Annotated in this window: 11 protein-coding genes; 3 read left to right on the top strand and 8 right to left on the bottom strand. The window is 70.9% G+C overall.

Going from position 1 to position 19,101, the window contains the following annotated elements; all coding sequences use genetic code 11:
* Positions 1-150: 150 nt before the first annotated feature.
* The 4 genes from HG543_RS23500 to HG543_RS23485 all read right to left on the bottom strand — a co-directional run bounded on the left by HG543_RS23500 (position 151) and on the right by HG543_RS23485 (position 11,470).
* Positions 151-5,865 (bottom strand): sensor histidine kinase, encoded by a 5,715-nt coding sequence (locus tag HG543_RS23500; protein ID WP_169347078.1) that lies wholly within the window; start codon positions 5,863-5,865, stop codon positions 151-153.
* Positions 5,866-5,988: 123 nt separating this feature from the next.
* Positions 5,989-7,893 carry a propionyl-CoA synthetase gene (locus tag HG543_RS23495; protein WP_169347077.1) on the bottom strand — a complete coding sequence of 635 codons (1,905 nt, stop codon included), beginning with the start codon at positions 7,891-7,893 and terminating at the stop codon, positions 5,989-5,991.
* A 161-nt stretch (positions 7,894-8,054) separates the two neighbouring features.
* Positions 8,055-9,482 carry an aldehyde dehydrogenase family protein gene (locus tag HG543_RS23490; protein ID WP_169347076.1) on the bottom strand — a complete coding sequence of 476 codons (1,428 nt, stop codon included), beginning with the start codon at positions 9,480-9,482 and terminating at the stop codon, positions 8,055-8,057.
* Positions 9,479-11,470 carry an FAD-dependent oxidoreductase gene (locus tag HG543_RS23485; protein WP_169347075.1) on the bottom strand — a complete coding sequence of 664 codons (1,992 nt, stop codon included), beginning with the start codon at positions 11,468-11,470 and terminating at the stop codon, positions 9,479-9,481. Before HG543_RS23485 ends, HG543_RS23490 begins: the two co-directional genes overlap by 4 nt.
* Positions 11,471-11,767: 297 nt before the next feature.
* On the opposite strand from HG543_RS23485, the gene HG543_RS23480 reads away from it, so the two are divergent.
* Both HG543_RS23480 and HG543_RS54590 read left to right on the top strand, forming a co-directional pair.
* Positions 11,768-12,187: a VOC family protein gene (locus HG543_RS23480; RefSeq protein WP_169347074.1), complete on the top strand. Its 420-nt coding sequence runs from the start codon at positions 11,768-11,770 to the stop codon at positions 12,185-12,187.
* Positions 12,188-12,289: 102 nt separating this feature from the next.
* Positions 12,290-14,224, top strand: coding sequence for an InlB B-repeat-containing protein (locus HG543_RS54590; RefSeq protein WP_211194115.1), 1,935 nt, complete (start codon positions 12,290-12,292; stop codon positions 14,222-14,224).
* Between the two features lie 122 nt (positions 14,225-14,346).
* Here HG543_RS54590 and HG543_RS23470 read toward each other — a convergent pair whose 3' ends face one another.
* A complete protein-coding gene (locus HG543_RS23470) occupies positions 14,347-15,294 on the bottom strand; it encodes an FG-GAP repeat domain-containing protein (protein ID WP_169347073.1) in 948 nt (315 codons plus the stop codon).
* A gap of 160 nt (positions 15,295-15,454) precedes the next feature.
* On the opposite strand from HG543_RS23470, the gene HG543_RS23465 reads away from it, so the two are divergent.
* Positions 15,455-15,778, top strand: a complete 324-nt coding sequence (locus HG543_RS23465) for a hypothetical protein (protein ID WP_169347072.1) — start codon at positions 15,455-15,457, stop codon at positions 15,776-15,778.
* A 126-nt stretch (positions 15,779-15,904) separates the two neighbouring features.
* Here the strand turns inward: HG543_RS23465 and HG543_RS23460 are convergent, their stop codons facing one another.
* From HG543_RS23460 to HG543_RS23450, 3 genes are read right to left on the bottom strand one after another with little or no spacing between them, the layout of a single operon-like run.
* Positions 15,905-16,849 (bottom strand): glycoside hydrolase family 43 protein, encoded by a 945-nt coding sequence (locus tag HG543_RS23460; protein WP_169347071.1) that lies wholly within the window; start codon positions 16,847-16,849, stop codon positions 15,905-15,907.
* Between the two features lie 51 nt (positions 16,850-16,900).
* Positions 16,901-17,740: a phytanoyl-CoA dioxygenase family protein gene (locus HG543_RS23455; RefSeq protein WP_171817992.1), complete on the bottom strand. Its 840-nt coding sequence runs from the start codon at positions 17,738-17,740 to the stop codon at positions 16,901-16,903.
* A gap of 40 nt (positions 17,741-17,780) precedes the next feature.
* Positions 17,781-19,061: a glycoside hydrolase family protein gene (locus tag HG543_RS23450; RefSeq protein WP_246357244.1), complete on the bottom strand. Its 1,281-nt coding sequence runs from the start codon at positions 19,059-19,061 to the stop codon at positions 17,781-17,783.
* Positions 19,062-19,101 lie beyond the last annotated feature (40 nt).

The following is a 19,101-nucleotide window of genomic DNA, read 5'->3' as shown; positions in this document are numbered from 1 at the left end:
ACCCCCCCCTCCGGGAGGAGCACCGTGACGGCCCCCCGGTCCACCAGGACCCGCCGGCGTTCCATTTCCGCTTCTTCATCGGATGTCCGGGCATTCGCGTGTTGAGCACCTACGGGGAGCACGGAGCGGGCACGGCCTTCACCGACCGCGTCAGTTCCCCCGGGCCGGGCCCGCGCGAGGAAGCCGGAGGGTGAAGGTGGTACCGCGCCCCAGGGTGCTCTCCACGCGGATGGAGCCACCGAGCGCGTCGACGATGGCGCTCACCAGGTGCAGCCCCAGCCCCAGCCCGCCATAGGAGCGCGCCGACACCGCCCGCTCGAAGCGCTCGAAGATGTGCGGCAGCTTGTCGGGCGCGATGCCGATGCCCTCGTCGCGCACGCGCAGCCACGCGGTGCCATCCTCCCCCCCGGCCGCGATGTGGATGGGCTTGCCCGCCCCGAACTTGAGCGCGTTGGACAGCAGGTTGAGCAGCACCTGCTCCAGCCGCGTGGCGTCCCACCGCCCGAGGATGGAAGTGTCGACGCGGACGTCCAGCGCGCAGCCCGCCTTCTCCAGCGGCTCGCGCAGCCGGTCCGTCACCCGTTCGATGACCGCCCGCAGGTCCACCTCCTCCAGCCGGAGGTCCAGCCGGCCCGCATGCAGGCGCGAGACATCCAGCAACTCTCCGATGAGGGTGGCGAGCTTCAGCGACTGGGCATCGATGGTGCGCAGCGCGCGCACGGCGGGCTCCGGCAGGCCGGCGGGACGGTGGCGCAAGAGCGAGTGCACCATCAGCCGCAGCGAGGTGAGCGGCGTGTTCAGCTCGTGCGAGGCGACGCTGAGGAAGTCGTCCCGCAGGCGGATGGCCTCCTGTGACGCGCGGTAGAGCCTCGCGTTGTCGATGCAGACAGCCGCCCGGCGCGCCAGCTCCTGGGCGAGGTCCAGGTCCGCCACGGCATACCGGCGGCCCGGCGCGCCGGAGGCGAGCGTCAGGACGCCGAGCGTCTTGCCCCGGGCGATGAGCGGCACGTGCATGGCCGTCCGCGTGCCCAGCGCCTGCAGTTCCTCCACGTACCAGGGCCCGTTGCCCGTCTCCGTCAGCATGGCCGCGGTGAGCTCGGGGCGCAGCACGGGCCGGCCCGTGCGCAGGGCGCGGATGAGGGCGGGCGGTGAGTTCCAGTCGGGCGGGTGCCTCTCCAGCAGCGCGCGCAGGCGCGCTTCCTTCTTCGGGTCCACGTGGGCGGCGGCCAGCATCCGCAGGCGCTCCCCGTCCTCGAGGACGGTGAACATGCACCAGTCCGCCAGGAAGGGGACCACGATGCGCAGGGCCTTCGCCAGCGTCTGCTCCAGGTCCAGCGACTCGGCCAGCGCCAGCCCCGACTCGGCGAGGAAGCGCACCGCGGCCTCCGCCTTCCGGCGCTCCCGCACCTCCACCTTGAGCTGCTCGAAGAGCTGGCTGTTCTCCAGTGAAATGGCCATCTGCGAGGAGAGCGCCCGCAGCACCCCCACGCGCTCGGGTGTGAAGGCGCGCGTGGCCAGGTCATTCTCCAGGTAGAGCACGCCCACCGTGCGCGCCTGCCGCTGGATGGGCACCGCGAGGGCGGAGCGCACCGCCCGGCGCACGACGCACGGGTCGCTGATGAAGCGTCCCTGGTGGGCCGCATCGCCGAGGACGAGCGTCTCCCCCGTGGCATAGGCGTGCTCCACCACGGAGCCGGGGACGGTGCTCGCGGAGGCCAGCGGGGTGTGCTCCAGGTCCACCGGCTCGGCCACGGTGCCCAGGGCGCGCACGACCAGGGCCCCGGACTCATTCAGCACCAGGGCGCCGCGCGTCGCGCCCGCGGCTTCCAGGCACACCGCCATCAGCTTCTCCAGCAGCCGGTCCAGCACCACCTCGCCCACCAGCGTCTCGGAGGCCTTGAGCAGGCTGTGCAGGTCCAGTGAGGCCCCGGGCACCGTGCCCGACGTCGGGGCGGGTATGGGCTCGCTCCAGGCCTTGCCGCCACCGGGCTTGAGGTCCGGGAACTCCTCCTCCATCGATGTCACCTTCGCCCACGCGCCCCAGCGGGCGTAGGCCTCCAGCGCGGCGCGCAGGTGGAGCGTGGCGAAGCGCTTGCGGCCCAGCGAATGGTAGAAGCGCCCCGCGGCCTCGTTCGCCATGGCCTCGTCGTGGAGGAAGCCCTCCGCGCGGGCTCCGTTGATGGCCTTCTCGTAGAGGGACATGGCGTCGAGGTGCCGGCCTTCCAGACGGGCCACCTCGGCGTCGACGAGCTGGTGCTTGTGCCGGTAGTTCTCCGGACACCACTGCGCCCACTCGCCGAGCCTGCGCTGGTTGTCGGCGAGCCGGGCCCTCGCCTCGGCGTGCTCCTCGGGCGTGCCGCCCCTCCAGGCCGCCAGCGCCAGCGAGCTCACGAAGGTGAAGTCGACCACGCGCAGGGAGCCCTGGCTGTAGACGGCGTACGGCGCTCCCTGCCGCGTCATCCTCACCGCCTCGTCGAAGTCCCCCAGCACATACGCGACGAAGGCCCTGAGCGTCGCATGGGTGAAGCGCAGCATGGGGGCCAGCTGCTCCGACGCGAGCTCGGCCTGCTCGTCGAACTCGTCGTCGTCGAAGCGCGCATGCACCCGGGTGTGGCCCTGGAGGGCGCGGACGGCCTGGCGGAGGAAGACCACCGTGTGCCTCAGGGACAGCACGCCGGACTTGCGGAAGAAGGCCATGCAGGCGTCGATGGTGCCGAGCAGGCGGCCCAGCTCGATGCCCATGCCGAACTCGGTGCTCATGCTGATGGCGAGCGTGAAGCCCGCGAACTGCAGGTCGCCGCTGGCGATGCCCGCCGCGAGGCCCCGGCGCGTCAGCGGCAGGTTGGTGCGCAGCGGCGCCCGCCAGTGGTTGATGTGGAGCAGCGAGATGATGGCCCGGCACTCCTGACGGGGAATGCCCTGCCGCCGGGCCAGCTCCACCGCCATGCTGGCGAAGGCATGGCCGACCGCGATATCCCCCCCGCGCACCGACAGCATCATCGCGTGGCACCCGTACACCACGGGCGCCCCGGGCGCGTTGCCGTACCGCAGCAGGAGGTTGAGCGCGCGCGTGTTGAGGAGGGCGAACAGCCCCGGCTCGATGAAGAAGGCCGCGTTGATGAGCTCGGACAGCAACCGCACGGTGGCGACCTGCTCGGGGTCTTCCATCCGCGGCGCGTCCAGCAACTCCTCCACCGAGCGGCCCCGCATGTTCACCGGCACCTCGGCCAGCTCCGCGGCGAGCTCGGCGGACAGGTCCCGCTCCGGCAGCTTCATCCCCAGCAACTGAAGCCCCTCGACGCCCCACTCCAGTCCCTCCCGGAACCTCCCCTTCAGGGTGTGGGCGAGGACCTGGAGGCAGTACAGGTCCACCTTCTCCAGGGGCGACGGCGCGTGCTCCAGGGCCGTGCGCACCAGCTCCCCCGCCAGCGCGGAGTCGCCGGAGAAGTAGGCGCACTGCGCTGCCTCCGCGTGCAGGTGGAAGACCTGCTCCCGGCGCTCGGGCCACTGCGCCCGCGGCAGGAGCGAGATGGCCCGCAGCAGGTACACCAGCGCGGCGCCGAAGGCCGAGGTGGCCTTGGCCTTGAGGCCCGCCCGGGCGTTGAGCTCGGTCAGCTCACACCCCTCTACCTCTCCGCCCGGCCGCTCCAGCCCCAGGTGCAGGTGGTCCACCACCGCGAACAGCCGCTCGTCGAGCGTCTCCGCGGAGGCCCCCCGCAGCAGCAGCCTTCCCGCCTCGTGGTGCAGGCACCGCCGCTCCTCCTCGGAGAGCATGGAGTACGCCGCCTGCCGGACGCGGTCATGCGCGAAGCGGTACGTGGCCGCCGGCCGCCCGGGGCCCCCGGAGTCCGCGCCGTCGCCACGAGGCGCGCGCGCGCCATCCTGCTCCGGGAGGAGCAGCCCCTCGCGCAGCAGGCTCCACAGGGCGGAAGCCGCCTCCCCTTCCGCCTCGCCCATCAGCCCGGACAGCAGCCACAGCTCCACGCGGTCGCCCAGGCATGCGGCGGCCTTCAGGGCCCGCTGCGCCCGCTCGGGGAGCCGGCGGATGGTGGCCAGCATCAGCTCCACCACGTTCTCCGTCGCGTCCACCTTCTCCAGGCGGTCCAGGTCCCACCGCCACGTGCCGCTGTCGAGGTCGAACGCGAGCAGGCCGGACTGGTGGAGGAGCCGGAGGAAGCGGGTGATGAAGAGGGGATTGCCCGCCGTCTTGCGCAGCACGACGTCCGCGAGCGGGCCGGCGTGCTCGGGCCCGCACCGGAACGTGTCCGCGCAGAGCGCGGTGACGGCGGGCAGGTCCAGGGGCGCGAGCGAGAGCGTGTCGAACGTCATGGCCCCCGACTCCCGCAGGGACTGGAGCAGCAGGAGAAGCGGGTGGTCCGCGCCCACGGCGCGGGGACGGTACGCGCCCACGACGAGCACGTGCCGTGAGTCCGGGTCCGTGGCCAGCGCCTTCAGCAGCTGGAGCGAGCCGGGGTCCGCCCACTGCACGTCATCCAGGAAGAGCACCAGCACGTGCTCGGCGGACGCGAGGGCCTGGACGAAGGACTGGAAGACGAGGTGCAGGCGTCCCGACGTCCCCGCCGGGTCCAGCTCCAGGGGCTCCGGCTGCGGGCCCAGCAGCTCCTCCAGCTCCGGCACGATGTCGCCGATGACGCGGCCGTTGGGGCCCAGGGCCTTCAGGAGCCGGAGCCGCCAGGCCTCGCGCGCGCCCTGGGGCTGCCCGCGCAGTCCGTGGATGAAGCCCCGGAAGGCCTCCACGAAGGCCGAGTAGGGCTCGTTGCCCCGAAGCTGGTTGAACTTCCCGCCCAGGACGAGGTCCCGGGACGCGGCGCGGCGGTGGAGCTGCTGGACGAGCGCGGACTTGCCGATGCCGGCCTCGCCCGCCAGCAGCACGCCCTCGCTCAGGCCCCGGCGCACCCGCTCCAGCGCCTCGCGCAGCCGCTCCAGCTCGCGCTCGCGGCCATACAGCCGGTCCGGGAAGGAGAGCTGCCGCGCCAGGTCCACGCGCCCCAGCTCGAACGAGCCGATGGCGCCCGACGCCTGCCGCCGTCGCGCCTCCAGGAGGTCCGCCAGCAGCGCCTCCGCGCTCTGGTAGCGCTCCTCCGGCATCTTCGCCAGCAGCTTCAGGACGACGTCGGACAGCAGCTTGGGCACCGCGGGGTTGGCGAACGCGGGCGGCACCGGCGGCTTCGCCAGGTGCGCGTGTACCAGCTCCGCCGGGTCCGAGGACACGAAGGGCGGCAGCCCGGTGAGCAGCTCGTAGAACGTCGCGCCCAGCGAGTAGAGGTCCGCGCGGTGGTCCACGGGCCGGCTCATGCGCCCCGTCTGCTCCGGGGCGACATAGGGCAGCGTCCACTGCAGCTCGCCGGGGAGCCCGGCGTCGGGTGCCAGCCCCGCTACCCGGGTGGCCAGGTCGAAGTCGACGATGGTGACGTGCCGGCTGTCGGCGCCCACCACCATGTTGGTGGGGTTGAGGTCGCGGTGGATGACGTGCTGCTGGTGCAGGCTGGCGATGATGCCCGCCAACTGGAGGGCCAGTTCCATGAAGGCGTCCATGGAGACGGGCCTTCGGCCGAGCCACTCCTGGAGGTTCTGCGGCCCTGCGTCCTCCATGACGAGGGCGGGCAGGTGCCCTTCGTCCTCCCGCAGGGCCAGGACGCGGGCGACACCGGGCACCGCGCCCTGGAGGCTGCTCAACAGGGAATACTCATGGCGCAGCATCGCCTGGCTGCCGCTGGCGAGCGCGCCGGCGCGCACGCGCTTGACGACCAGGGGCTCGCCGTCCTGCTTCCAGCCGCGCAGCACCACGTAGCGGCGCCCGCAATAGATCTCCTGCAGTCTCTCGTCGCCCAGCGCCTGGAACATCGCGCCACCCTTGGTGGAGAGAGGAGACTCTAAAATTTGAATGATGGCGTCCCCGAGCACGCCCGCCATCACCCGGCGGGGGCGGCGAGCCCTCCTGCCGCTGCCCGCCGGTGATGCGCTCGCCTACTCCTTCTTCCGGGCGTAGCCAATCCTCCGCAGCGCGGCGGTGACCTCGTCGAGCGTCGCCGCGTCGTCGATGGTGGCGGGCGTCTTGTACTCCGTCCCGTCGGCGATCTTCTTCATGGTGCCGCGCAGGATTTTTCCGGACCGCGTCTTCGGCAGGCGCTGCACCACGGTGGCCGTCTTGAATGCCGCTACCGGACCAATCCGGTCCCGCACCAACTGGACGACCTCCTTCACGATGTCCTCCTGAGGCCGCGTCACGCCGGCCTTGAGCACGATGAAGCCGACGGGGACCTCTCCCTTGAGGGAGTCCGCCGCGCCCAGCACCGCGCACTCGGCGACGTCGGGATGGGACGCCAGCACCTCCTCCATCGCGCCCGTGGACAGCCGGTGGCCGGCGACGTTGATGATGTCGTCGATGCGGCTCATGATGTACACGTAACCCTGCGAGTCCCGGTAGCCCGCGTCACCCGTCAGGTAGTAGCCCTTGAAGGTGCTCAGGTACGCGCTCACGAAGCGCTCGTCCGCGTTCCAGAGGGTGGGCAGGCAGCCCGGCGGCAGCGGCAGCTTCACCACGACGGCGCCAATCGTGTCGGGCCCCGTCTCGCGCCCCTCCTCGTCGAGCACGCGCACGTCGTAGCCGGGCATCGCCACCGTCGGGGAGCCCACCTTCACCGGCAGGTGCTCGATGCCCATGGGGTTGGCGACGATGGCCCAGCCCGTCTCCGTCTGCCACCAGTGGTCGATGACGGGCCGCCGCAGAATCGCCTCCGCCCAGCGGAGCGTGTCCGGGTCGCAGCGCTCGCCCGCGAGGAACAGCGTGCGGAACCTCGACAAGTCGTACTTCGCCAGCAGCTCGCCGTTCGGGTCGTCCCGCTTGATGGCGCGGAAGGCGGTGGGCGCGGTGAACATCACGCTCACCCCGTGCTGGGAGATGACGCGCCAGAAGGCGCCGGCGTCCGGCGTGCCCACGGGCTTGCCCTCGTACAGCACGGTGGTGTTCCCGTTCAGCAGCGGCCCGTAGACGATGTACGAGTGCCCCACCACCCAGCCGACGTCGGACGCGGCCCAGTACACCTCGCCGGGCTGCACGCCGTAGATGTGCTTCATGGACCAGCGCAGCGCCACCGCGTGGCCGCCGTTGTCGCGCACGATGCCCTTGGGCTGGCCCGTCGTCCCGGAGGTGTAGAGGATGTACAGCGGGTCCGTCGCCTCCACCGGGACGCAGTCGGCGGGCGAGACGCCCTCCTGGGCCTGCTCCCACTCCACGTCCCTTCCCGGCGTGAGCGCGGCCTGGGCCTGCGGGCGCTGGAGGATGATGCACGCGGACGGCTGGTGCGTGGAGAGGTGGATGGCCTCGTCGAGCAGCGGCTTGTACGGGACGACGCGGTTCACCTCGATGCCGCAGGACGCGGAGACGATGAGCTTCGGCTTCGCGTCGTCGATGCGCGCCGCCAGCTCGCGCGGAGCGAACCCGCCGAACACCACCGAGTGGATGGCGCCGATGCGGGCACACGCGAGCATGGCGACCACGGCCTCGGGCACCATGGGCATGTAGATGATGACGCGGTCGCCCTTCGCCACGCCCCGCCGGACGAGCGCCCCCGCGAACCGCGCCACGAGGTCTCTCAGCTCGCCGTAGGTGAACGAGCGGACCGTCCCCGTCACCGGGCTGTCGTAGATGAGCGCGGCCTGCGCGCCGCGTCCCTGCTCGACGTGCCGGTCCAGTGCGTTGTAGCAGGTGTTGAGCTGGCCGCCCGCGAACCAGCGGTAGAAGGGCGCTCGCGAATCATCGAGGACCTTGTCCCACCTGCGGTACCAGTGGATGTCCTCGGCTGCCTCGGACCAGAACGCTTCCGGCGCAGCGAGCGACCGGGCGTGAAGCTCGCGGTACCTGCCAGTCATGTGTCGTCCTCCCGTGGAACCTCGCGGACCGTAACACGCACGAACAGTGCCAACCGGCGGCCCGCGGATGTCCAGGGAGCGCGACGTGAAGTGTTGGACCCGCCGCGCGCAATCCTTGCGGCGAGGCCCGCGTCCCGGGTGAGGGAGGACCTCGCCCTTGCCTAGAGCTGCACCGCCTTGACCTGGGTGAACTCCAGGACGCCGTACGGGCCCAGCTCGCGGCCATGGCCGGACTGCTTGTACCCGCCGAACGGCGCCAGCGGGTTGAACGCCGCCCCGTTGAGCTCGACCTGCCCTGTGCGCAGCCGCCGCGCCACCCGCAGCGCCCGCTCGGGGTCGGCCGACCACACGCCGCCAGCGAGGCCGTACATCGTGTCATTGGCGATGCGCACGGCGTCGTCCTCGCTGTCGTACGGCATGATGGCGAGGACGGGGCCGAAGATTTCCTCCCGCGCGATGGTCATCGCGGGCGTGACGTCGCTGAAGATGGTGGGCGCCACGTAGTAGCCCCGCTCCAGCCCCTCCGGAGGCCGGGCGCCACCGCACACGAGCCGCGCGCCCTCCTCGAGCCCGCGGGAGATGTACCCGCGCACCCGCGCGCGCTGGGCGTCGGACACGAGCGGCCCCAGCACGGTGCCCGGGTCGAGCGGGTCGCCTGGCTTGAAGTGGGGCACGGCCGCCGCGGCGATGGCCTCGACCACGCCGAGCTTGTCCCTGGGCACGAGCATCCGCGTCAGCGCCGAGCACGTCTGCCCCGAGTTCAGGTAGCACTTCTTCAGCCCGTCCACGACGGCCTGCTGGAGGTCCGCGTCGTCGAGGATGACGTTGGCGGACTTCCCGCCCAGCTCCAGCGACACCCGCTTCACCGTGGCGGCGGCCACCTCGCTCACGCGCCGCCCCGCGCCCGTCGAGCCGGTGAAGGACACCATGTCCACGTCCGGGTGCGCGGCGAGGGCCTCGCCGGCCACGGGCCCGTAGCCGGTGACGAGGTTGAACACGCCGGCCGGCACGCCCACCTCCTCCATGATGCGCGCGAGGAGGAACGCGTTGAGCGGCGCCACCTCGCTCGGCTTCACGACGACGGTGCAGCCCGCGAGCATCGCGGGCGCCACCTTGGCCGCGATTTGATGCAGCGGGTAGTTCCACGGCGTAATCGCCCCGACCACGCCCACCGGCTCGCGGACGACCAGCGAGTTGCCGATGCGCTGCTCCCAGGGGAGCTGCTCCACGAGGTGCTCCATGGAGCCGAAGGTGATGGCGGGCAGCCCGGCCTGCACCATCATCGACACCTTGATGGGCGTGCCGAGCTCCTGCGAAATCAGCACCGCGATTTCCTGCTGGCGCTCCTGGAGCTTCCGCGCGATGGCGCCGCACAGGTCCACGCGGGTCTGCAGCGGCGTGGCCGCCCACCCGTCGAACGCGGCCCGCGCGGCGACGACGGCCCGGTCCACGTCCTCGGGCGTGCCCGCCGGGACGCACCCCATCACCTCCTCGGTGGCGGCGTTGATGACCTCGATGGTGCCGGTGCCCGCCGGGTCGACCCACCGGCCGCCGATATAGAACCGCGTGTGCTTGTTCTGGGTGGTCATGCCGGTACCCCCTCCGTGAGCGAAGTGCGCACCCCGGCCGCCTGCGCGATGTGCTCGGCGGTCCGCGAGGCCAGGGCCATGATGGAAATCATCGGGTTGGTGCCGGAGGGCGTCGGGAAGGCCGAGGCATCCCCCATCCACACCCCCGGGGTGTCGTGCAGCTCGCCGCGCGGATTGGCCACGCTCGTCGCGGGGTTCGTGCCCATCCGGCACGTCCCCATCTGGTGCGCCGCGAACAGGCGAGCGCCCCCGGCGCGCAGCGGAACACGCCGCAGGCGGGCCACGAAGGCGTCGAAGTCGTCGCCGACGCGCCAGGTGGGCAGCCCCTGGGCGAGCATCACGATGCGCCGGGCCCCCGCGGCGTGGTGCAGGCGGGCCTGCGCCTCCAGCGCGCGGTGCATGTTGCGCACGTCGACCGGGTCCGTCAGGTCGTACCAGGGCACCGTCATTCCATTCGCGTCCAGCGTCACCCTGCCGTGGCCATGGTCGCGAATCAGCCCGATGAAGGTGGCCACGTTCCGGTAGTCGGCCATGAGCTGCTTGTGCTCGGCCCCCGAGGTGAAGGGCACGGCGGATGCGCCGAGCGCGGTCGTGTACTGCACCCCCTCCACCAGGAAGCCGTAGCCGTCCTGGACGTTGGCGAACTGGTCCACCAGCCCGGCGTGCGGGGCGCCCCACCAGGCCTGCATGTCCGTCCCGTAGTCGCCCATCATCGCGGTGCACGGGTGCAGGCGCAGGTAGTTGCCCACCGCCGGCCCGCCGATTCCGGACCGCAGGAGGATGCCCGGCGACTCCAGCGCGCCCGCCGCGACGACGACTCGCGGCGCGCGCACCGTGACTCTCGCGGCGCGGCTGCCGTCGGCGGCGGTCCACCGCGCCTCGACGCCCGCGGCCCGACCGCCCTCGACGAGGACGCGCTCCACGAAGCAGCCGACGAGGATTTCCGCGCCATGGTCGGCCGCCTGCCGCAGATAGGTCTTCGTCGTGGAGCGCTTGGCGCCGGACGCGTCGCCGAAGCCCATGTAGCCGGCCCGGGCCGGGTCATGGCGCTCCGGGTCCCAGTTGCGGTGGGCCCGGATGAAGTTCCAGCCCAGCGTCTGGGCGCCGCGCTGCATGGCCTCCTGCGGCCGGTTGAGCTCCGAGCAGCGGTCATTGACGGACAGCTCGCGCCAGACAGCATCGAGGTGCCGGTCGAACGCCTCGGTGGCGACGTCCTCGAGGCCGAACTCCGACGCCCACTGCTCGCGGACCCAGGGCTTCATGCGCAGGCAGTTGGTCCAGTTCACCGTCGTGCCGCCGCCCAGGCAGGCGCCCGCCATCAACGACACGTTCATGTCCGCCGTCGGTGTCGGGCCGCCCCGCCAGTAGAGCTGCTGGTACGCGGGCACCTCCAACTGATGGAAGTCCGCCTCGCGGAGGTAGCGCCCCGCTTCGAGCACGATGACCTTGAGCCCGGCGCGGGCGAGGCGGCCGGCGATGAGTCCTCCGCCAGCGCCGGAGCCGACCACCACGACATCGACCGTGAGCGTCATGTCGCCCAGCGGCGTCAGCGGCTCGAGCGGCTTCGGCTCCGCGGGCGCTGGCACCTGCTGGGGGCCTGGGTAACCGAAGGTCTTCCAGGCCGGGTTCTGCCCCGTGGCATCCGGCAGGCCGTACGCGAAGAAGATGGCCAGCGTGACGAGCGCGCCGATGCCCACCGCCGCCTCCCGGGAGGCCAGCGAGAGATTGGTGAGGACCTGCTCTCGCGACGGCTGCGACAACCGGACGAAGTCCTGCTCGGCGAGGATGTCGAGCAGCTGCAGCATCCCGGCGCGCTGCTCGGGTGGCATGCCGGCGAGCACCATGAGCAGCGCCTGGTCGGCGCCGACCTCGGTGGCCCGGCGGCGCCAGAAGCCGTCCGGGTCGTCGGCGCGATCGATGCGAGGGACGGCGGTGTCACAGATTGCGCGCAGCGTCACGAGCTGCGTATCGCTCAGTGGAACGGACATACCGTGCACACTCTCCCTGGCCCCCCCTGGGGACCCTGACGGTGGGGTCGCCGGGGCACAGGGCCGTCCTCATGGCACGAAGGCGCGGGCGAATGACCCCTCCCAAAGGAGGGGAATGACCTGCACTGAAAGGTATTGGAAACCGCCGGGGGCGAGAGACCTCGTGATTCCAGCCACTTGGAGCCGCACCCGATTTTCTGGAGGGGTGTGTCGATCTCCCGGGGCGTCGTTCGTCGCGTCAGTGGAGGCAGGGGACGCTCCCGCCTTCCCACATCCCGAGCGAAGGAGAACACCGCCATGTCGATTCAAGCCGCCACGCCCTATTTCCTGCTCAATGGCCGGACCGAGCAGGCCATCGCGCTCTACCAGCGTGCCCTGGGCGCCCGCACGGAGACCCTGCAGCGCTTCGGCGACATGCCCGGAGGCTGTCCCACGGATTTGAAGAATCGCGTCATGCATGCGGAGCTGCGCGTGGGCAGCGCGATGCTGATGATGTCCGACGGCCCGCAGGACGTGCCGCAGGCGCCGGCGGGAGGCAACGTGAGCGTCGCGCTGAGCTTCGACGACCCGGCGCAGCTGCGCCGCAGCTTCGAGACGCTGGCGGCCACGGGCAAGGTCATCCAGCCCGTCATCGACGCACCCTGGGGCGGCCTGTTCGGCGTGGTCCAGGACGAGTTCGGCATCCACTGGATGGTGAACTCCGACAAGAAGGCGTAACGGCCGGGCGCAATCCCAGCCCTGGGATTATCGCAACATTGATGCAATTGCATGGCACCTACTAGAGTGGAGCGGGCAGCACTCCAGCTCGAGAGGTGTTCCATGACACGTGTTGTCCTGTGCGCCGCCTTGATGTTCCTGGCGGCGTGTGGCCCCCAATCCGAAGAGATGCCCGCCCCCGCGGAGGCCACCCGGCGCTCCGCGGTCACCATCACCACCGAGAACCAGATTGTCGCGCGCCTGCCGAGCAGCTCGGGCGCCCCCATCGGCTACGCCGAGTACCTGCCCCCCGGGTATCTGTCGTCGACGCAGCTGTACCCGGCCATCATCCAGCTCAACGGCGCGGTGGAGCTGGGACGGGCCACCACCGAGGCGGAGCTGTACGACGTCGTCACGCGGAACGGCGCGCTCAAGAACATCCGCGGCAGCACCACGTGGAAGACGTACTTCGGCCAGAAGCAGGCGATGATTTTCGCGCCGCAGAGCAACGACAACTACTCGCCCGAGGAGCTCCGGCCGTTCGTGCAGTTCATCGTCGCGAACTACCGGGTGGACCCCACGCGCCTGTACCTCACGGGCCTGAGCATGGGCGGCTGGGGAACGTGGCGCTACGCCAGCCTGTACGGAGACGAGCTGGCGGCGGTCGCCCCCTTCGCCGCGAACATCGGCGCTCCCGGCGACGCGTTGACCCGGCTGGAGAACGTGCCCATCTGGACCTCCAGCTCGTACGGGGAAGCAGGCATCCAGCAGTCCTGGCTCCTCGCCTACACACGGGTGTACGACGCCTTGCAGGTGGCGAGCGTCGCCAACAGCACGCAGACCCAGACGTACCTGTTCGACAAGACGACGAAGGCCTGGACGTCGCAGACGGGCACGGTGGGCACGGGCACGGCCATCGCCCGCCTCGTCGTGCTCCCCGGCTCGGCGCACACGGGCTGGACGGAGTCCTACAACCAGCAGGCGTTCTGGAACTGGCTGCTGGCGCAGCGGCGAGGCGGCACACCTCCCCCGGCCACGAAGTACACGCTCACCGTCAACGGGGGCTCGGGTGACGGCCAGTACGTGAGCGGGACGCTGGTGACCCTCACCGCGGACGCTCCAGCGGCGGGATACGTGTTCGACCGGTGGACGGGCGCGACGGTGACGAACGCGACGTCCGCCACCACGACGCTCAGCATGCCCGCGGCGGCCACCACCGTCACCGCCACGTACCGCGCCTCCACGGGGGGCCTGCCCATCACCACCGAGAACCAGGTCATCGGCCGGCTGACGAGCGCCACCGGCGCCCCGTATCCCTACGCGGAGTACCTGCCCCCCGGCTACCTGACGTCTCCGACGACGACCTACCCGCTCGTGCTCCACCTCCACGACGCGTGGGAGGTGGGCACGACGAGCACCGAGGCGCAGCTCGTCGACACGGTGTCGGGATATGGCCCGCTCGCGCTCATCCGTGCCAGCACGACCTGGAAGACGTACTTCGGCACCCAGAAGGTGATGGTCTTCGCGCCTCGCGCGGCGGAGAACTGGGACCCGGCGAAGCTGAACACGCTCGTCGACTTCCTCGTCGCGAACTACCGCGTCAACCCCGCGCGCATCTACGTGACGGGACGCGTGCTGGGTGGCTCGGGGGCGTGGAACTACGGTTACAACCATGGCGACCGCATCGCGGCCCTGGCTCCCGTGGGCGCGAACCTCGGCGCGCCCGGGCCCGCGCTGACGAAGCTGGCCAACGTTCCCGTCTGGATGGTGGACGCGTGGGTGTCGGCCGGAGCCGGAACGAGCCAGCAGGCCTGGCTGCGCGGGCTGACCCAGGTGTACGGGTGGGACCAGTACCTGACCTTCGCGGCGCCGGCCGCGCCGCTCACGTACCTGTTCAACGCCACGACCGACACCTGGTCCACCCAGGCGGGTGCCTCCGCGGCGGGGACGGCCCCCATCCGCTTCACGGTGTACCCGCAGGCCACCACGGACTTCGGGACGCCCACGTACGAGAACCAGGCCTTCTGGGACTGGATGCTCGCCCAGCAGCGGCAGTAGCGGGCCTCTCGCGCGGGTACGCCACCCTCACCGGAATGCGCGGTTCGACGACGGTGCCCGGGTCACCCCGGGCCACGGTGAGGGTGGCGCCGAGCCGCTCGGCGCGCGGCCGGCGAGCCCCTTCAGCGGGGGCCGACGAGGTAGTTGCAGCCGGCGATGGCCGGGGGCGGCGTCGCCTGGGAGAACCACGCGGGGCAGCCGGCGGACATGAACGGCAGCGGACTGGGAGTCGGCGTGAGCGCGGCGCTCATCTGCCAGAGCACCACCTGTCCCGAGGACGGGTTGTGCCAGACGATGTCCGGCCTCCGGTCCAGCGTGTAATCGGCGGTGGCACCGACGTAGAAGGACAGAGGCTGGGCGGGCAGCGCGACGGTGCCGAGCACCGCCGTGTTGCTCATCCTCCAGATTTCATTCTGGCCGGTGGAGCGGTTGCGCCACAGCAGGTCCGTGCGGCCGTCCAGGTCGAAGTCCGCCGCGCCCACGATGTACCAGGGCAGGGCCCGCGGGAAGAAGGCCGAGGCTCCCAGCAGCGCGGGCCCGTTCATGTAGCGGTAGAACCACTGCCCCGTGTTCCGGTTGTGCAGCACCAGGTCCGCGAGCCCGTCGCTGTTGAAGTCGCCGGACGCGGCGAAGTACCAGTCCGCGGAGGGCAGCGGCGCGATGGGGGCCGAGCCGATGATGGTGGCCCCCGCGTTAAGGAAGAGGGCATTCTCACCGCCGGGCGTGGGGGTCTGGATGATGAGGTCCGGGTCCCCGGTGGCGCCGCCGAAGTTGGAGGCCGCCTGGATGGTGAAGTTGGGTGCCAGGGGCGACGCCGCGAACGAGCCCGTCACCGTGGGCCCGTTCGTCGTCCACACGGTGTTGTTCCCCGTGGCCTGGTTGCGCCACAGCAAGTCCGAGGGCAGGTCCCCGTTGAAGCTGATGTAGTACCAGCTCACGCCCTGCCGCGCCTCGGCCAGGGGCGCCTCTCCCCGCTCCTCGGCGGCTTCCGGTCCACAGCCCCCCAGCCCCACCAGTCCAGCCATGGCCCACAGCGACAGCACGCCCCGCTTCATGCTCCGTGCATCCATGCGGCACTCCCTTCCGGGTTCACTGAGAGTGTACCCCTCTCCCGTTTTGATGAGCAAAGGGGGGTCAATGCCTTACATTCGTGATTTGATGCTCCGTTACACCTGCACCTACGCTGTGGGAATGAACCTACGACCGAGCTGGCTGTGGCGCAGTGGAGTGATGATTGCGGCCCTGGGACTGGGCGCGTGCAACGCGGGTGACCTCGAGCCGGGTGAAGAAGAGACGCTCGGAAACTCCGAGGCCGCGGTGTGCACCACCGTCTGTGGCACGACGCGGTACACGAGCACCCGGTATGGCGAGGGCGCCACCTGTGGAGGCGCGGCCACCCAGGCGCGCAGCCTGCTCTCCGCGAGCATGGCGTCGCGGTGTCCGTCCGGCACGTGCAACGTCGTGGAGACGCTGGGCGAGTGCGAGCCGCTCGGCCCCAGCCGGCTGGACGGCTTCCGGATGGGCATCACCGCGACCTACTCCTGCTGCGGGTAGTCGTGGCATGGAGTCGCTCGAAACCGCCGCGGCCAGGCTCGCGCGGCGGCCCGCTCCTGTTGCATCCCATGGACAGCCCTGGCCCCAAGTTCGGGAAGACGCGGGGCTCCCAGCGGTGGGCGGCGCCTACGAGCGCCTCGGCAGCTCGGTCTCCTCGTCGGTGGGGCCGAGCACCCGCGGCCCTTCCGGCGTCCACACGATGGGGTCGATGCACATCCGCCGCGCCGTCTGGCCCGGGTCCCACGCGTGGTACACCATCACGTCCTGGCCATCGGGCCCGACGACCACGCTGTTGTGCCCGGGGCCGATGATGCGACCTGGGACGGTGCGCAGCAGCGGCGGCACGCCCTGGGGCTCCGTCCACGGTCCGAGCGGGTGGTCCGCGACGGCATACGCGACGCCGTACGTCGGCGTGAGCCAGGCGCCGCCGGAGTAGAAGCACCAGTACCGCCCGTGCCGCTTCACGACGGCCGGGCCCTCCAGCGTGTGCCAGTCATAGACCTGGCCGTACATCTGGCGCTGCCGGAGGAAGATCTGCCAGTCATCCGACGGGGTGAGGATGGTGCGCGACCCGCCACGCAGGGCCGTCATCCCGTCGAGCACGTCGACCGCGAGCATCGTCCCGACGCGCGCGCCCTCGAGCACGTCCCGCGCATGGAAGAGGTACCAGGTGCCGTCATCGTCGCGGAACGGCGAGGCATCGATGGCGAACCGCTCGTTGGGGCTCAGGTTGACGCCCTGGTCGATGAAGGGGCCGGTCGGCTTGTCCGCGACCGCGACGCGCAGGTGGTGGCCGCGGTCCTCGAACCCGACCGAGTAATACATCCACCAGCGCCCGTCGTGCTCGGCCACCTCTGGCGCCCAGTAGTCGGTGCCCATCTCGGGCGGCAGCGGCTCGAGCGCGCCGCCCACGGACGTCCAGTGCACGAGGTCGGGGGACGTGAGCACCTCGAAAGGCCTTCCCCCGATGACGCTCCCGGTGCCGTACGCGACGTAGCCACCGTTGGTGCGAAGAACGAACGGGTCGGCGAAGTATCCGGGGTGGACCGGGTTGCGATAACGGACGGACATGCCGCGGGAGATATCAAACCCGGCGATGTGACGCGCGCCCGATGAAACGGCTCAGTACACGGGCTTCAGCAGCCCCTCGATGGTGTGGTGCTGCACCACCGTCTGGAGCGTGTCGACCAACCGGTACGTGAGGTGGTCCCTCACTCGCGGAGGCAGCGTCTCCAGATAGCCGCGCGTCACCTGAAGGTCATGGTGCTTGGAGTTGGTCGCGTCGGGCGCATCCACGCCGACCACCAGCACCGGACGCGACTGGTTCGAGCGGTTGGCGGTGCCACGATGAATCGTCAACGCCGAGCGGGCGGACATGTCTCCCATCCGCGGCATCTTCTGCACCGCGCGCGAGATGTAGCGCGGCCAGAGGTGGCGGGGTGGGAACATGCCCTTGTCGCAGCCCTCGAACTGGTCCCACTGCGTCCCCGGCGCGACCTCGAAGGGGCCCATCTCCGGGATGGTGTCGACGGCGGTCAGGTTGAAGGCCAGCGAGTTGAGGCGCCGGCCCTTCGTCGTCGCTTCCGGCACGGCGAAGTCGCGGTGCCAGGGCTGGTCCGCCGCGCCCGGGAAGGGAATGTCGAAGCCCACCTCGACGATGCGGTAATCCGGCCCGAGCACCGTCTCGCAGACGGCGACGAACCAGGGGTGGGTGGCGATGTCGACGAAGCCGCGCACGCGCTCCGGGTGGACCTCGACATACCAGCGCTCCGGCCCACGCGGCAGCGCGCCGCCGGGCACCTGCCGGGCCTCGGCGAAGAGCGTCTCGATGTCCTCGCGCATCCGCTGCGCCCAGTCGCGTGAGAAGGCACCCGGGAGGCCGATGATGCCGTCACCGTAGAGGCCGCGCATGATGTCGGCCGGCTCGTAGGTTCCCTGCTGCGCCTGCACGGTCGTCGCCATGGTGTGTCTCTCCATCCCGGAGTTCGAAGGAAGCCGGGCCCTACACGCCGCTTGCCCGAGCGGAGAAGCGCTCCTCCACGAGGAAGGGCTCACAGGGGCGGCCCTCCAAATCGCGGAAGGACACATGGCACTGGATGGCCTTCCGCTGGTCTCCGTCCTTGGAGTATTCGAAGCCGTTGCGCCACACGTGCAGGTACATCGCGTACAGGCCCTCCCCCAGCTTCACGAACGAGGGGTGACCCGGACCGTTCCACTGCCCGCCGAGCGCCGGGCTCTGGCTGTCAATCAGCAGCCGCTCGTCCCTCACCTCGTTCGCGAGCAGGTCGAGCTTCGCGATGTACGTGCGGTACTCGGAGTTACCGAAGAAGCCCGCGCTGTACACGAGGTGGGACTGGCCGTTCTCGCTCACCACGAACTGGCCCTCGATGAGGCCGTCATGGTGCGGTCCATTGGTGTGGAGGACCTTCGCCTCTCCCAGCATCTCGATGCGCCCGTCGGCGTGCTGCCTGAACTCGTGCGACAGGATGGGCGTCGTGGCCTTGCGGACCTCGTGGGTCACCGGGTCCTTCCAGCGCAACCCGTTCCCGTCCACCTTGGTGAGCAGGAACGTGCGCTCCCTGCCCTCCGCGTCGACGGCCGCGGCCACGTGGCCGTCAATCATCCCGACGATGGGGTTCTCGCCCGCGGGGCCTCCCGGGTAGTCGGGAGCCAGGTCCTTCACGCGGACGTTGATGTCGAGGAAGCCATGGTCCGTCCACTCGCCGTCGATGGCGGTGGCCGTGGCATAGGCGGAGCGCAGGATGCCGGCGCGGTCTCTCGCGGTGTAGTGCAGCGTGAGCAGGCCGTTGCGCACGTCAATCTCGGGAGCCCAGCGCGCCACGACGAGGTCCCTGGGGAGGTCGGGCGAGAGCGGGTCCAGCTCACCGGCGTTCCACCACGCGGGGAGCCGTCCCTCGGGGAAGATGGCGCAGTGCCTGCCCTCCACCAGGTGCGGCATCCAGCGGCCCCCCACGAAGCGATACAGCCGGAAGGCGAACGGCTGGTCGTTGGTGGTCGCCACCAGCCAGAGGCCGGCGGTGCGCGCCCCTCCGGGGCTCGTCGGGGTCAGCCGCAGCACGAAGGGGTCGGGCATCGTCTCGTCGATGAGCGGCTCGGGAACCCGCCGCAGGTTCGCGACGATGTCCGTGAGCGACGCTTCCGCGGGAAGGTCGAGGAGCTCCGCCGGGTCTCGCAGGGTATTGGGGCGGAGATGGTTGGACCCGGAGGAAGACTGGGCACCCGAGGGGGCACGCGGGGAGTCACGGTCGACGGGGGTGGTCATGTGCGCGCGGAATGCTAGTGGAGGGCGTGTTTTCGGCTCC

It is taken from the genome of Pyxidicoccus fallax, assembly GCF_012933655.1.
GTDB lineage: Bacteria > Myxococcota > Myxococcia > Myxococcales > Myxococcaceae > Myxococcus > Myxococcus fallax.
This window is presented reverse-complemented; position numbering and strand designations above follow the sequence as displayed.

What these genes read in the sequence shown, in the direction of transcription:
- HG543_RS23500 (WP_169347078.1), bottom strand. Translation starts at nt 5,865, where the DNA reads ATGTTCCAGGCGCTGGGCGACGAGAGACTGCAGGAGATCTATTGCGGG.
- HG543_RS23495 (WP_169347077.1), bottom strand. Translation starts at nt 7,893, where the DNA reads ATGACTGGCAGGTACCGCGAGCTTCACGCCCGGTCGCTCGCTGCGCCG.
- HG543_RS23490 (WP_169347076.1), bottom strand. Translation starts at nt 9,482, where the DNA reads ATGACCACCCAGAACAAGCACACGCGGTTCTATATCGGCGGCCGGTGG.
- HG543_RS23485 (WP_169347075.1), bottom strand. Translation starts at nt 11,470, where the DNA reads ATGTCCGTTCCACTGAGCGATACGCAGCTCGTGACGCTGCGCGCAATC.
- HG543_RS23480 (WP_169347074.1), top strand. Translation starts at nt 11,768, where the DNA reads ATGTCGATTCAAGCCGCCACGCCCTATTTCCTGCTCAATGGCCGGACC.
- HG543_RS54590 (WP_211194115.1), top strand. Translation starts at nt 12,290, where the DNA reads ATGACACGTGTTGTCCTGTGCGCCGCCTTGATGTTCCTGGCGGCGTGT.
- HG543_RS23470 (WP_169347073.1), bottom strand. Translation starts at nt 15,294, where the DNA reads ATGGATGCACGGAGCATGAAGCGGGGCGTGCTGTCGCTGTGGGCCATG.
- HG543_RS23465 (WP_169347072.1), top strand. Translation starts at nt 15,455, where the DNA reads ATGATTGCGGCCCTGGGACTGGGCGCGTGCAACGCGGGTGACCTCGAG.
- HG543_RS23460 (WP_169347071.1), bottom strand. Translation starts at nt 16,849, where the DNA reads ATGTCCGTCCGTTATCGCAACCCGGTCCACCCCGGATACTTCGCCGAC.
- HG543_RS23455 (WP_171817992.1), bottom strand. Translation starts at nt 17,740, where the DNA reads ATGGCGACGACCGTGCAGGCGCAGCAGGGAACCTACGAGCCGGCCGAC.
- HG543_RS23450 (WP_246357244.1), bottom strand. Translation starts at nt 19,061, where the DNA reads ATGACCACCCCCGTCGACCGTGACTCCCCGCGTGCCCCCTCGGGTGCC.